General features: G+C 69.3%; 10 protein-coding genes. 3 read left to right on the top strand and 7 right to left on the bottom strand.

Features of this window, described 5'->3' with window-relative positions:
* Positions 1 to 29: 29 nt before the first annotated feature.
* Positions 30 to 551 carry an SRPBCC family protein gene (locus IPK85_21885; GenBank protein ID MBK8250016.1) on the top strand — a complete coding sequence of 174 codons (522 nt, stop codon included), beginning with the start codon at positions 30 to 32 and terminating at the stop codon, positions 549 to 551.
* Between the two features lie 11 nt (positions 552 to 562).
* Here the strand turns inward: IPK85_21885 and IPK85_21880 are convergent, their stop codons facing one another.
* From IPK85_21880 to IPK85_21860, 5 genes are all read right to left on the bottom strand, one after another.
* Positions 563 to 1,015, bottom strand: a complete 453-nt coding sequence (locus IPK85_21880; protein ID MBK8250015.1) for an amidohydrolase family protein — start codon at positions 1,013 to 1,015, stop codon at positions 563 to 565.
* 29 nt (positions 1,016 to 1,044) lie between these two features.
* Positions 1,045 to 2,565, bottom strand: coding sequence for a hypothetical protein (locus IPK85_21875; GenBank protein MBK8250014.1), 1,521 nt, complete (start codon positions 2,563 to 2,565; stop codon positions 1,045 to 1,047).
* A 216-nt stretch (positions 2,566 to 2,781) separates the two neighbouring features.
* Complete coding sequence (locus IPK85_21870) at positions 2,782 to 3,696, bottom strand: zf-HC2 domain-containing protein (GenBank protein MBK8250013.1); 915 nt, start codon at positions 3,694 to 3,696, stop codon at positions 2,782 to 2,784.
* A complete protein-coding gene (locus tag IPK85_21865) occupies positions 3,686 to 4,213 on the bottom strand; it encodes a sigma-70 family RNA polymerase sigma factor (protein MBK8250012.1) in 528 nt (175 codons plus the stop codon). Before IPK85_21865 ends, IPK85_21870 begins: the two co-directional genes overlap by 11 nt.
* 8 nt (positions 4,214 to 4,221) lie before the next feature.
* Complete coding sequence (locus IPK85_21860) at positions 4,222 to 6,372, bottom strand: VWA domain-containing protein (protein ID MBK8250011.1); 2,151 nt, start codon at positions 6,370 to 6,372, stop codon at positions 4,222 to 4,224.
* Between the two features lie 2,104 nt (positions 6,373 to 8,476).
* Between IPK85_21860 and IPK85_21855 the strand changes: the two genes are divergently transcribed.
* Entirely contained in the window at positions 8,477 to 8,665 is a 189-nt protein-coding gene (locus tag IPK85_21855; GenBank protein ID MBK8250010.1) for a hypothetical protein, read from the top strand.
* Positions 8,666 to 9,367: 702 nt separating this feature from the next.
* Positions 9,368 to 10,255, top strand: a complete 888-nt coding sequence (locus IPK85_21850; GenBank protein MBK8250009.1) for a hypothetical protein — start codon at positions 9,368 to 9,370, stop codon at positions 10,253 to 10,255.
* Between the two features lie 15 nt (positions 10,256 to 10,270).
* Here the strand turns inward: IPK85_21850 and IPK85_21845 are convergent, their stop codons facing one another.
* Together IPK85_21845 and IPK85_21840 are read right to left on the bottom strand one after the other, a co-directional pair.
* On the bottom strand, positions 10,271 to 11,509 hold the full coding sequence (locus tag IPK85_21845; protein MBK8250008.1) for an FAD-dependent oxidoreductase: 1,239 nt from the start codon (positions 11,507 to 11,509) through the stop codon (positions 10,271 to 10,273).
* A gap of 52 nt (positions 11,510 to 11,561) precedes the next feature.
* Entirely contained in the window at positions 11,562 to 13,226 is a 1,665-nt protein-coding gene (locus IPK85_21840; GenBank protein ID MBK8250007.1) for a beta-N-acetylhexosaminidase, read from the bottom strand.
* Positions 13,227 to 13,362 lie beyond the last annotated feature (136 nt).

Here is a 13,362-nt window from a genome sequence, read left to right as displayed (position 1 = left end):
TACGTTCCCGTCCCCCATCCCTGACTCGTATGACCGCGATTCTCGTCCTGCTGGTCCTCGTCGCCGCGGCACTCGTCGTCGCGGCGTCGCGCCCCAACACGATGCGCATCGAACGCGTGATCGACGTCGCGGCTCCCCCGGACCGCATCTTCCCGCTGCTCAACGACTTCCACCAATGGCGCGGGTGGTCCCCCTGGGAAGAGCTCGACCCCAACTTGCAGCGCACCTATGGCGGCCCGGCCGCCGGACCCGGGGCGCACTACGCATGGGTCGGGAACAAGAAGGTCGGCGAAGGGCGCATGGAAATCGTCGAGTCGACGCCCGTCGCGCACCTGAACATTGCGCTCCAGTTCATCAAGCCATTCCCGGCGAACAACACGGTCGACCTCACCCTCTCCCCGACCGCCGCCGGCACGCGCGTGCAATGGGTGATGAACGGCGCGAGTCCGTTGATGATGCGCGTATTCGGCCTCTTCATGAACATGGACGCGATGATCGGCAAGGACTTCGAGAAGGGACTCGCCGGGATCAAGCGGTTGGCCGAGCAGTAGGCCAAGCGGGATCAGCGACGCGCGGCGCCGCGGGCCCCATCCCACTTGTAGATGACCCCGCCGCGCATCACGAAGACCACGCGCCGCACGGCGGTGAGGTCGCGCAACGGATCGCCCGCTACGGCCACCAGGTCCGCCTCGTACCCCGGCGCGATCCGTCCGATGCGATCGCCCATGCCTAACGCGTCTGCCGCGAGTGCGTGCGCGGACACCAGCGCCTGCATCGGCGTCTGGCCGCAGTGCTCCACCCGACCCAGCAATTCCTCGGCGTTGCGGCCATGCGCGCGGGCCGTGATGCGCCCGCCGCTCACGCGCAGCTGAAGGTTCCGGAGAGTGCCCCCGGTGCCGTCGAGCGCAAAGTTCGCCAGGATGGTGACGGAGGTCGTGTCGCGGGCGAGGGGTTGAGCGCCCAGGGCGGACGCCGTCGCGAGGAGGAGAGCGGAAAGGAACCGCATGGCGCTCATCGTCGCGCCTCACCACGTGGTGCGCAAGGTCAGGGGTTCACGCAGGCCGGCCCCGTGTAGATGCACCACGTCCGGTCACGCCACCACCGGAACTCCCGGTCGTCGAACGCACCGTGCCCATGCAGTCCTTTGAACAGGAAGGGCTGGTCGCGATCCCTCGGGTCACGGAAACCGAACCCCTTCAGGATCACGCGCCCCCGCACATCCGGCGGGAAGACGTATTCCATCGCCGCCATGTTCTCCCACTTCCCCGCCGTCCGTTGCAGCGGCGTCTCCGGCGAGGTGAGATGGTCGTCGATCCACTCCAGCAGCGACCCGCGCGGCACCAGATCCAGCGCCAGCCACTGCGCCTCTCCCACCTCGATCCGCGGATGCAGCATCCCGTTGTAGAACCGTGTCTCCTCGTGACGGCGCATGTACGGGATCACCGTGCGCTCGAGGTCGGCCACCGTGGCAGCGGCCCCAAGGAAGTACAACTTGTGTACGTGCAGCTGCGGCCACTCCTGCAGTACGCGCGCGGCGATGATCGCTCCCATCGAGTGCCCGACAAGGTTCAGCTGCGCCCGGCAGTTCGTCGGCACCGCACACCGCGACGCCATGTGGGCCGCGAGCGAATCCATCAGGATCGCGGTCGCTCCGGTAGGAGGACGATACCCGGTCACGGTCGAGCGCCGCGCCATGTCCTCCCGGCGCCGAAACATGGTCTGCGTGCGTCGCAGCATGTTCTCGTAGGTCCCCGCACCAAACCCATCCACCAGCGGACCGGTCACCAGCGCCTTCGGGATCGCGGTCGCGTACGCCGATACCGTGCGCCCCAGGGTCCGCGGAAAGGTGGAGTGATAGTCCCCGAGTGTCAGGCGCAGTGAATCCAGCGACTCGCCGCGTTCCTCACGGTCCAGCGCGCGACGCACGTTGACGCGACGGGCGCGCACCTCGTCGGAGAAGGTCGGGCACGCATGGTCGCCACGCGCGCGCCGCACGCTGTCCGAAAGAGCCCCGCGCCACGTGGCACAATAGTCCGCCGCCTGCTGCAACATGCCTAACGGGGCACGCGTCACCGCTCGCCCCAGGTCAGCCGCAATGATAAACGGTGCCGACAACCAGCCGGCCAGCGGCGACCACACCTGCCCCTGCCGCACGCTCGTGACATGGTCGCCAAGCGTTGGAAGCCATCCGGAGTCCCATCCGACAAACAGGGGAAAGTGCCCTTCCCGCTCGAGCTGGGCGCCAAGAGCCGCGGCGTCCACGCGGGCCGAGTGGTTGGTGACGAGCCCGCCATGGAAGTAGACCGTGATCGTGTCATGGGCGCTCGCGCGCAAGTTCTCCATGAGCGTGCCCACCACCTGGCGCGCGCTACTGTCGTCCAGCACCTCGCCGGTCACCCGCCACGTCCCTCGTGTTTCCGCAGTGTCCAGGGCGCGACGCATCCCGCCGTCCCCGTCGACATAGATGAGGTGCCGAGCAGGGTCGAAGCCCGGCCCAATGCTGTAGCAGGCCGTGCTGCCGACGAGTGCGGCCAGCCTGAGGATCCCGCGCCGGAGTCTTGTCACCCCCAAGGAATACCCGGGTCAGACGCGACCACCAAGGGGCATTGCCTCTGGAGGCCAGATCAACGCGACACGCAGGCGCGCTCGGTGCCGACGACATCCGTCGCTCAAGGCCCGAAAAACGCGCCTCATACGCCAGAGCCCCATCCACCACGCGTGTCAGAAACAACCCGCCGTCCATCAGACGATACCAGAACCACCCCGCGCCGGCCGAAGACACTACGGCCCGCATTGCCTTCCCCCCGACCGTCGGCCCTGGCATCTCGGTGAGCTGCACCAAGGGGGCACCCCGGCCGTAACCGCGGCCGCGCTCCGCTGCAGGTCGAAACACCTGGGGGCAGCAATTCCGGGAACCGCCGCCTCGTCCCGACTGAACGACGCGCGACCCGCCGCAGCGCCGCCCACCTCGTTGCGCGCACCGGCTGCCTGCTTCGCCGCCGCTGGCGGGGGAGCCGCCGCGGGAGTCCGAGCCTCGGCGAGCTGGACGCGCTGTTCCCCAGCGAGTCGCTCCCGTTCACTCGTCACCACCGCATCCGCGAGGACCCGTCGGCTGGTCGAATCCGTCTCGGGTGCGCGCGCCGCGTCAGCCGCTGCGGTCGCGACCGCCTTGGCCTCCCTGGCGAGCGAGTCGTTAGGCCCGGCGGCAACGGCCATCCGCATCGGCAACACAGGCGCCGCATCCTCGCGCCTGGCCGCCTCGACGGAGGGAGCTGCGCTCGAGGCGGTCGGCGCCGGCATAGGCGCGTTGGCAACGGCGGGGACGCTGGCCTCCTGCATGGTGACCGCGTCAGCCGCCGCCGGGACCCCAACCGCCGACTGCCGGTAGACCACCGCGCTCCCCACCAGCAGGATCACGGCCGCCGCCGCGGCGGCAAACTGGGGGTATCGCCACACGCGCTGGCGCGCTCGCGCCGTCCCGGCGGTCGCGGCCTTCACGATCGCCGGCGTCACCCCGGCCGGCACATCGTCCAGGGCTCCCAGGATCCGGCTCGAGGCCGCCACCAAGCCACGTGCCTCGGCCACCGCGGCCGCGCAGGTCGTACAGCTCGCGACATGCGCCTCGAGCGCCGCAGCCTCCGCCGGCGGCAACTCGCCGTCCAGCCAGGCGTGGATCGTTCCCTCGTCAGCGTGCATCGTTCCCTCCCGCGGCACGGCGTTCGTCCGCCTGCATGGCTTCGTAGCTCTCCGCCAGTCGGCGGCGCGCCCGGGACAACGTCGTCCCGATCGAGCCCACCGACAGACCAAGCGCCTCTGCAATTTCGGTGTAGTTCAACCCCTCTTCCTTCATTAGCAACGCCAGCCGGTCCTTCTCCGCCAGCGCGTCTACCGCGCGACGGGCCAACGCCTGTTCATGCGCCCGCTCGGCGTCGGCGACCACTGGCTCCACCACCGCATCACGCTGTTCGTCCGCGAGCAACTGCAGGTGACGGCGCCGGCGTTCGTCCTTCCGCGCCTCGTCCCGCACCAGGTTGGTCGCGACCGCAAAGAGCCACGACCGTTCGCTGGTGAGCTGGTCCTGCCGGAGGGCGCGCAGGAACGTCTCCTGCGCGACCTCCTCCGCCCAGTCACGATCGCCCAGCCGCCGCGTGAGGTACCGCACGAGGGGGGTGTGGTAGAGGTGAAAGAGGCGTTCCAGCTCGTCGTCGCGCATGGTCGCGATTACCAGTCCCGCACGATGGTCGCCAGGGCGTCCGCCGTCAGGCGCTCGGCACCGGTCGGCGATAGCTCGATGGCCACCGCGCGCCCCGCGACGATCACGCGATCCCCGAGCGCAAATGGCTCGGCAAGTTGGTCAAGGCGTTGCACGAGTTCAAAGTAGGCGGCCGAATACGGTTTCACGGTCACGAGGCGGAGTTTCGGGGTCCAGCGCACATCCGTCCATACCCCATTGGCCTGGGTAAAGAGCCGGCCGCCGACCTGACGGCGATCTGCCCGACGCTCGCTTTCGTCGATGTCGGCCGCCGACTTGAGTTCGCGCTGCTTCGCGGCCGCGCGGGCCGCCTCAAAGCGGACTTCGTTGCTCGCCATCGGGGGTGCGGCCGCCGACTGCACGGTCCCGCGGCCACCCGCGCTGGCCCCTACCATCGCGTCGCGCAGTACCATCGGCTGGACGTTGGCCGGACTGGCCGAGTCCCGACTCGCCACCTGCATGCCGGGCTCCACGACCAGGTACGACGAGAACTCGGTGGGAATGCCATACCGTTCGCCTAACGACCGAATCTCCCGGTCCAGCTCTCGGCTACCGCCATTTCGCCGCTTGTCTGCTGCGAGCCATCCAATGCGCTGCGCCGCCCACAGGCGCGCCACGAACGGGTTGCGCCGGTCATCCTCCACAAAGCGGGCCGTGGTGGACCAGGTCACTGGCCCATCCACCGACGTTCCGGTCACGCGCACACGCGCCGAGCCCGATCCGCTGTACCGCGCGAGCACGACCAGGTCCTGCCCGGCAAAGAGGTCCATGGTCCCGCTCGGCAGCACCTGCGCGAGGCGCACGCCATCCACGGTGAGGCGCACATCAGTGAGCACCGGCGCGTTGAGGCGCGAGGCCAGCAGTGCGACCGTGCGCTCGACCGATTCCTCATTGCGGACAAAGTGTGCCGTGCCGCGACCCTCCACGGCCAGCTGCTCGATGAGCCCGGCATTGACCTGGGCGCTCACCCCGATCGCAAACACCCGCGCCTGCCCGCGGAGCCGGCCGGCGAGCGCCGCGATCCGATCCGCATTGCGTTCACCCACGGTCGGTTCGCCATCCGTCACGAACACCACCAGCGGGAGCCGCTCACCATCGGTGCGCTCCGAGAGGGCGCTTTCCAGCGCCCCCGAGATGTTCGTCGATCCCTCAGCGCGGAGCCCATCCAGGTAACGTCGTCCCTCGCGGAGGTTGGCCGCCGTCGCCGACGTGAACCCGTCACGGAAGCTGCGCACATCGGTGGAGAAGTCGACGATGCGAAAGCGATCCTCGGGACGTAGCGACGCGAGCAAGGCACGTCCCGCCTCGCGCGCCTGCTGGATCTTGCTCCCCTGCATCGACCCCGACACGTCCACCACGAAGGTCACGTCGCGCGGCAGCGTGCGGCGCGGGGTGGATGGGGGCGATACCGTAAAGAGCGCAAAGCCGCGGGCGTCGTCGCTCGGGGCGTGAGTCAGCACGTTGATGCTCGCGGCGTCCGCGTGGCGAAGCGGGAGCAACACGGCCACCTCACTCGCGCTGCCGCGAGCCTCCACGGCGCGGGTGCGTCCCTCGTCGCGTGTGCGCAGGGTGTGCGTCGGCGAATACGGCTCGCCGTAGCGCCCTTCGCGTTGGTACACGAGGGTGAAGGAGGTCCAGTCCTCGCGTTCACCACCACGCGTCGTGGGCTCCACCGGCCGGGCAGTGCCCGCATTGGGATCTGTGCCGCGGCGGTAGTCGATGCGCAGCGCATCACCCTCGCGGGTCGCGACACTCTGGTAGCGCACGACCACCTTCTTCTCCTCACCTGGCGCGATGGGGAAGATGCGGGTGCGCAGCATCCCACTCCCCATCCATTCCACGAGGGCGGGGTCGCGCTGCCGGCGGACGATCTCTTCGTAGATGCCACGCGCCTTCTCGGCGCTCATCGTCTCCCCGGCGACCAATTCCCCATTGATCGAGAGCTTGAGGTCCTCGAACGCCGCGCCAGCGGGCAAGGGGAAGATGTAGTCGGCTTCCGCCACCCGCGGGCCGCGGTTCACGAACGTCTCGGTGACCTCCCACCTTAACACACGATCACCGAGGGCCACCTTCACCGTGCTTTGGGTCCGGGAAAGTGGGTTGGCACAGGGAAGGACCATCGGCCGTGCACACTCTGCATCGGGACGACAGGACGGTGGCGGGGCACAGTCGCGAGGGACGAGTCTTCCCTGGGCAACGAGGGGCAGCGGCGCGAAGGCCGCGACCATGGCAAGCAGGCGAATACGCATCAGGTCTCCAGTCGGGATCACGTTGGGAGACGTCACCGCCCGCACGAACTTGCACACCGTCCCTGTCGGGTTGCGGGATGGCGGGCACGGCCCGACTTGGGCGTCATCATGACCGACCGTCTCCCAGCACCCGAGCGCGAGACGCTGCTGGCGCTGGCGGAGGTGATTGCCCCGGGAACGGCCGGGGGCGGCCCCGACGCTGCGTCGCTCGGCGCCGCGCTGGACGCCCGATTCGCCGCCCTCCCGCTCCGCACGCGGAAGGAGCTGCGCCAGGCGCTGGGCGCACTGGGGCAGCCCCTGGTGCGCCTCGCGCTGTGTGGCGTATTCCGGCCTTGGGCCACCCTTCCGCTGGACCGGCGTGCGGCGCTTTTCGCACGGCTCGGCGCGTCGCGGCTTCCCGTCGCCCGCGTCCTGCATCAGGCGGTTCGTCGCCTGGTGCTCTCCACGTACTACAGTAGTGATGCAGGATTGGCCGCCCTGAAGGTCCTCCCGCCACTGCACCAACGTCGCCCTGCCGTCGCCTGGGAGGGACCCATGCCAGGGCCAGTGGGCGGGGTCGTCGCACGTGGCGACCGCACGGTGCCGCCGCCCGCCCCACCGCCGAGCGGCATCCGGCACGGGTCCATCACCCCGGGGACGGAACTCCGCGGGAACTTCCGCTTTCGCGCGGACGCCGTGGTGATCGGGAGCGGCGCGGGCGGGGCGGTCGTTGCGGCGCGGTTGGCAGCCGCCGGCGGCGAGGTCCTCGTCCTGGAAGCCGGTTCCTGGTTCGAGCCTGCTGAGCGCACCGAGCGGGAGGCGACGATGTTGCCCCGCCTCATGGCCGAGTCGGCGACGCGGGCAACCACGGACCTTTCGATCCCGCTCTTCCAGGGCACGACCGTCGGCGGTGGGACGAGCGTCAACTGGATGATCATGCTCCGCACGCCTGACCATGTGCTCGAGGAGTGGCAGCGACGCTTTGGTCTCAGCGACCTCACATCGGCCGCACTCGCCCCCGAGTTCGCCCGCATCGAGGCCGAGTTGTCTGTCGGCCAGGTTCCGGACGACGCCCCCTCACCTTCCGATCGGCTCTTGCTCGACGGGGCTCGTCGGCTGGGGTGGCACGCCGCTCCAGCGCACGTCAACGCCCGTGGGTGCCAGCGCGCGGGGACCTGTTCGTCCGGCTGCCGCTACGACGCCCGACGCGGCGCGGCCCAGGTCTACCTGCCGATGGCCTTTGCCCATGGGGCGCGCCTGCTGGCCGACACCCGCGCCGAGCACGTGAGAGTCATCGATCGCGACGTGGGGTCGGGGGTGACGCCGCGCAAGGAAGTCGAGGCCGTCGCGTACGACCCCCAGACCGGCCAAGCCGTGGGCACCATCACGGTCGAGGCGCCGATCGTCGTCGTGGCGGCGGGCGCCGTGGAGACTCCCGCACTGCTCCAGCGTTCCGGCATGGGCGGTGGCGCCGTGGGCCGGTGGTTGCGACTGCATCCCACCACCGCCGTGATGGGGGTGTACGCCGAGGAGACCAACCCATTGGCGGGCATGCCGTTGACTGCCATGATGGACCAGTTCGCGCGGGAGGACGCCAACGGATACGGGTTCTGGATCGAGTGTCCCGCGTTAGGCCCCGGCCTGGCCGCCGTCTCGATGCCGGGGTTTGGTGCGGCCCATGCCGAGCGGATGTTGGCCCTGCATCGCACCGCGCCGTTCATCTGCCTGACGCGCGACGGCGCGGACCTGCAGACCTCCAACGGTTCGGTGACGGTGGATCGCACGGGCCAGCCGCGCGTTCGTTATGCGCTCGGCTCGGCGGATGCGCGGCACGTGAAGGCGTCCATGACCGCCGCCGCGCGCATGCACCTGGCCAACGGCGCGGAGCAGGCCATGACGCTGCACGCGCAGCCGCTGGCGTTGCGGCGGGAGGCCGACCTCGCGCGCATCGCGGACGCGCCCACCGGGCCCAATCAGCTCGGCCTGTTCTCCGCGCATGTCAACGGGACCTGCCGGATGGGGAGTGATTCCCGGTTGGCGGCGGTATCACCGGAGGGAGCGATACGGTGTGCGCGGGCTCTACGTGGCGGACGGGTCGCTGTTGCCCACCGCGCCGGGGGTCAATCCACAGGAGACGATCTACGCCCTGGCCTCCCGGGTGGCAGCGGCGATCATCGCGCGTTAGGCCACCGGTTATGGACGGGCCGTCGCGCGGAACACCACACGGGCGCTCGGGATCGACGCGGTCAGCGTTTGTTCACCGGGTGTCGTACCCAACGTCCACGCTCCGGGAGACGCGATACCGGTTCCATCGGTGAAGACGGAGGGTGTGGTAGGACTGCCACCCCCAGTCGCGGCGAAGTTCACCCGATAACCGACTACCGGGACGCGATCGCTCAGCACCTGCACCCGCGGCGTGACGGGCGCCAGCCCACCGGGAAGTCCCGCCTGGGTCGTGTCCGTCAACGCCTGAAGGGTGAACGTCCGCGCCGGATCGGTCGAGCCGCCCGAACACGCGACGAGGGAGGCGAGTAGGCAAAGCCTAACGAGCATGCGGCGGCGGCAGCCCGCCGTCGCGACCCGCCCGTGCCATCGCTCTTGCCATGTCCGCATGCTGGACTTTGCCCACGTTGGGAGTTCCCGGGACCTCACACGTCGCCACGTGGAAGGTGGCGAACGCCAAGGCCCCGGCCAAGGGTTGCCAGCCGCCGATTGTGCAACGGTGCGACGCGGGGCATGATATGCGACCGGTCGCGAGGCCCGGCTTTCGATGGTCCCCCTTCCCGTTCATTGAGGTCGTCCCGATGCGCAACATTGCCCTGTGTGGCGTCACCACCCTTGTTCTCCTGGGATCGCCGCATGTGGCCTGGCGCAGGGCCGCGACCGCATGAACCCGATCATCGCCGCCCAGGAACAGGGGCTCCCGATCTTTGGCATCTCGCACCCGGCCATCGTTCGGCGGGCGTTTCGCGGTGGTCCCCCGGGCGCCCCCGGCGCGACGCCGCCAGCCGCTCCGGCCCAAGCGGCACCGCAGCCCGAGATCAACCTCGCGGACGCCGCGACCGAGACCGTCGCGTTCCGCCGCGCGGACTACCTGTTCACCGCGGGCACCTCGGAGACCTTCCTTCGGTACCTGGAGGAGATCCGGAAGGCCGGTGGATCCATGCGCACCCATCCCTTCACCGCCAAGATCGGCATCTGGCATGCGGACCCCGCGAAGGTCACCAACGCCATCATCAGCCAGCTGAATGCTGGCCATGTGAGTGTCTCGATGGAAGCGGTGGAGTCTGCCCAGGAAGTGCGCGACGTGATCAAGGCGATGCGGTTTGCGTCGAAGGGAGGGACGCGCCCGGACACCGGGCTTTCTGCGGCTGCCGCGTATTGGGGTCTGAGTGTCGCGCAGTACAAGGACAAGGCGGACATCTGGCCGCTGAACACGAACGGTGAGTTGTTCATCAGCGTGATTATCGAGAGCAAGGAAGGGATTGCGAAGGCGCGCGAGATCGTCGCCGAGCCCGGCGTTGCGCAGGTCTTTGCCGGGTACGGGACGTTAGGTGGTGTCTACCGGGGCGATCCGGCGGGGCGTGAAGCAGCCGCCGCGACGATTCTTGCCGCGTGCAAGGAGTTCAAGAAGCCGTGCGGGTTCCCGACGAACACGCCCGCCGAGATGGAGCAGCGGATGAACGAGGGTTGGACCGTGCACATCATGCAACGGCGCGACTCCCTCGCGTTCGGTGCGATCGAGACGGGGCGAGCGAAGTTTGGGCGCAAGTAGGGCCGCCCCGACCGTTCACCACCGAAACCGCCCCGGCTCGAACGCCGAAAGCGCGCGTGATGCTGGCTCCCCGGTCATCAGCGCCCCCATGACGTCGCCCGTCACCGGTGCCAGGGTGATGCCCAGCATCGCGTGACCGGTTGCAACCCAGAGGTTGCCAAACCCGGGGACGTGCCCTAACAACGGGAGCCCGTCCGGTGTAAGCGGACGCATCCCGACCCACTCCGCGCCGCCTGGCGGGAGCTCGTCGCGGACGAAGCGCGCGATCCCCTTCCGGATCCCCGCCATCCGTCGCGGGTCAATGCGCTCGTTCACCCCCGAGAGCTCCATGGTTCCCGCAAAACGCAGCGCACCGTCAAACGGCGTGGCAGCGATCTTCGTCTCGCCGAAGTAGACCGGGCGCTGCAGGCGCTCACCGGCCCCGTCGATCGTCAGGCTGTATCCCTTGCCGGCCTGCACGGGGAGGCGCACGCCGAAGTGCCCGATCACTTCACCGGACCACGCCCCGGCCGCGACCAACACATCATCCGCCTCCAGGGCGCCCTCGGTCGTCTCGAGCAGCACGGATCGTGCATCGGCGCGTCCTCCAAGCACCGTGACACCGGCGCGGATCTCGACGCCCATGCTCGCCAGCTTGGCCGCGTATCCGGAGGCCAGCGACTCGGGGCGCACATGATACTCCTCGGGCGTCAGGAAGCCGCACGTGACGTGGTCCGACAGCGCCGGCTCCAGTGCACGCACCTCGTCACCGCGCATCGCCGTCGGGACGGCATAGCCGTACTCACGCAGGTAGGTGAACTCGGCGCGGTACGCTTCCATGTGGGTCGACCGTTCAAAGGCGCACAGCAGGCCCTTGCGATGCAGCTCGACCTCGATGCCGTCGCGCGCCAGGGCGTCGAATGCCGCGAGGGTCCCACGGTTGAGCGTCGCGACCGCATGCAGCCCCGCCTCGAAGTCGCGCTCGTTACAGTGTCTCCAGAAGCGCCACAGCCAGCGCGCGAGCCGCGGCGTTGCACTCGGAGCGATGTACAACGGGCTCTCGCTCGACAGCATCCACTTGAGCGACGTCCATGTCATCCCCGGCGCCGGAATCGGGGCCGAGAGGGAAGGAACGACCCACCCCGCGTTGCCCTTCGTGCACGCGTCGCCAAGGGCGCCCTTGTCCAACACCGTGACCTGTCGCCCGCGCCTGGCCAACCCGTGCGCGCACGCCAGGCCGATGGCACCACCTCCCACGACCACAGTGCGCTTCATCCGATGCGATGCTCTCCCTGGGAAGGGCTGAGAGGACACGACACACCCCCAGCTACCGCGGCCATTCCACCTGTGGCGATGCGTAGTAGTTGATGCCGAGGAGTCGCCAGCGTGACGCGTGCGCAGCAATGCGCGTGCGGAACCCCTCCCAGCTGCGCTGGGCCTGCTCGCTCCACCCCACCTCGGCGATGGCCGGCAACCGCGGCACCAGGAGGTACTGCGCCGCCGTGAGGTTCTTCACCGTCTCCGACCACAACGGCGCCTCGACGCCCACGATGTTCTTCTCCGTCAACCCCGCCATGTAGGTCACCGGGTCCCAGTCGTACGCGGTACGCAACTCGATCGCCCCGGCCCACCGCAGCCCCAGCTCCGTCTCCGGTGTGTACTTCATGTCCACGTAGGTGCGCGGCCCCGGCGACATGATAAGCTGGTTGCCCTGCTTCACCGCGCGCAGCGCCGTATCGCTCCGCCAGAGCTGCGCGAGCGACCCGGGACGCAGCGTCGCCTTCCCGACCTCCTCCCACCCGACCATGGTCTTGCCGTACTTGTGGACCAGGCCCTGCGCCCGCTCCACAAATCGCGCGTACTGCGCATGCGACAACACCTCGACCTCGTCGCCGCCAATGTGGATGTAGGGGCCCGGCGTCATCGCCGCGAGCTCGCGCACCACGTCCTCGACGAAGCGGTAGGTGATCGGCTTCTCGGCGCAGAGGGCGCTCCACCCGACGCGAATGCCCGTGTACACCCCCGCCGGCTGCGAGTCCGCCCCGAACAGGCTCGGGGTCGCGCGGCTGCACCCGAGGGCCGGGTACGCCGCGATCGCGGCATTGGTGTGCCCCGGCATGTCGATCTCCGGCACGACGGTGATGTGGCGCGCCGCCGCGTACTGCACGATCTCGCGATAGTCGGCCTTCGTATAGAAGCCTCCGGATGCGCCACCTACCTCGCTGCTGCCCCCCACCGTCGTGAGTCGCGGCCACGACGCGATCTGGATGCGCCACCCCTGATCATCGGCCAGGTGCAGGTGCAACGTGTTGACCTTGTACAGGGCGAGGAGGTCGATGTGTTGCTTCACCTCGTCGACCGTGAAGAAGTGCCGCGCCACATCGAGCATCGAGCCGCGCCACGCAAAGCGCGGGGCATCGACGATGCGCCCGGCCGGCACCGACACGATCGGCGCACGGCCCGGCAGGGTGTACTCGGCTTCGATGCCGACGGGGAGGAGCTGCCGCAGCGTGGCCACGGCGAAGAAGAGCCCGGCTGGTGTGCGCGCCACGAGGCGGAGCGTGTCCGCGGCAATGTCGATCGTGTACCCCTCGTTGCCTTGCGTCGACGCCGTGTCGAGTTGTAGCATGACGACGTTGCCGCCCGCCGACACGGAGTCGCTCGGCGCGCGCGCGGCGCGGCGCGGACGCGCTCGCACGTTGGTCACCGGCAGCGACACGGCCATCGACTTCCGCAGGATCCGCGCGAAGAAGTCGGCGGTGCGTGTTACCTCGGCCGGCCCATCAACCACGATGCGCGTCGCGGTCGTGAACAGGAACGGCGCCGTGGCCGCTGGCGTGACGCGAGACGGCAGCGGAACCAGGCGATGGGCGTCGAGGCTGGTGAGGGCCGTGAAGATGGCCGGCGTTGGTACAGGCGCCGACTGGGCGAACGCCGGTGCGGCGAGGCACACCGCACACACCGCGACGAGTCCGTGGAAGATTCGGGTCATGCGACGAATCTAGGGCGTGTCCCGTCGCGTCGGTGAGCGCATGGCCGTCGTGATGGCCGCCATCGGTGAGACGCCGGCACAGACGGAGGCCCGATGGCCAGATCTCGAGCCCGTGGACGACAGCACGGACCGCATG

The organism is Gemmatimonadota bacterium (genome assembly GCA_016712265.1).
GTDB lineage: Bacteria > Gemmatimonadota > Gemmatimonadetes > Gemmatimonadales > Gemmatimonadaceae > RBC101.
Note: the sequence above shows the minus strand (reverse complement) of the source record. Positions and strands in the feature narration are given on the sequence as shown.

Bases quoted from the DNA above. Each gene is read 5' to 3' on its own strand.
- IPK85_21885 (MBK8250016.1), top strand. From the start codon at position 30: ATGACCGCGATTCTCGTCCTGCTGGTCCTCGTCGCCGCGGCACTCGTC.
- IPK85_21880 (MBK8250015.1), bottom strand. From the start codon at position 1,015: ATGAGCGCCATGCGGTTCCTTTCCGCTCTCCTCCTCGCGACGGCGTCC.
- IPK85_21870 (MBK8250013.1), bottom strand. From the start codon at position 3,696: ATGCACGCTGACGAGGGAACGATCCACGCCTGGCTGGACGGCGAGTTG.
- IPK85_21865 (MBK8250012.1), bottom strand. From the start codon at position 4,213: ATGCGCGACGACGAGCTGGAACGCCTCTTTCACCTCTACCACACCCCC.
- IPK85_21860 (MBK8250011.1), bottom strand. From the start codon at position 6,372: ATGGTCCTTCCCTGTGCCAACCCACTTTCCCGGACCCAAAGCACGGTG.
- IPK85_21855 (MBK8250010.1), top strand. From the start codon at position 8,477: ATGTCAACGGGACCTGCCGGATGGGGAGTGATTCCCGGTTGGCGGCGG.
- IPK85_21850 (MBK8250009.1), top strand. From the start codon at position 9,368: ATGAACCCGATCATCGCCGCCCAGGAACAGGGGCTCCCGATCTTTGGC.
- IPK85_21845 (MBK8250008.1), bottom strand. From the start codon at position 11,509: ATGAAGCGCACTGTGGTCGTGGGAGGTGGTGCCATCGGCCTGGCGTGC.
- IPK85_21840 (MBK8250007.1), bottom strand. From the start codon at position 13,226: ATGACCCGAATCTTCCACGGACTCGTCGCGGTGTGTGCGGTGTGCCTC.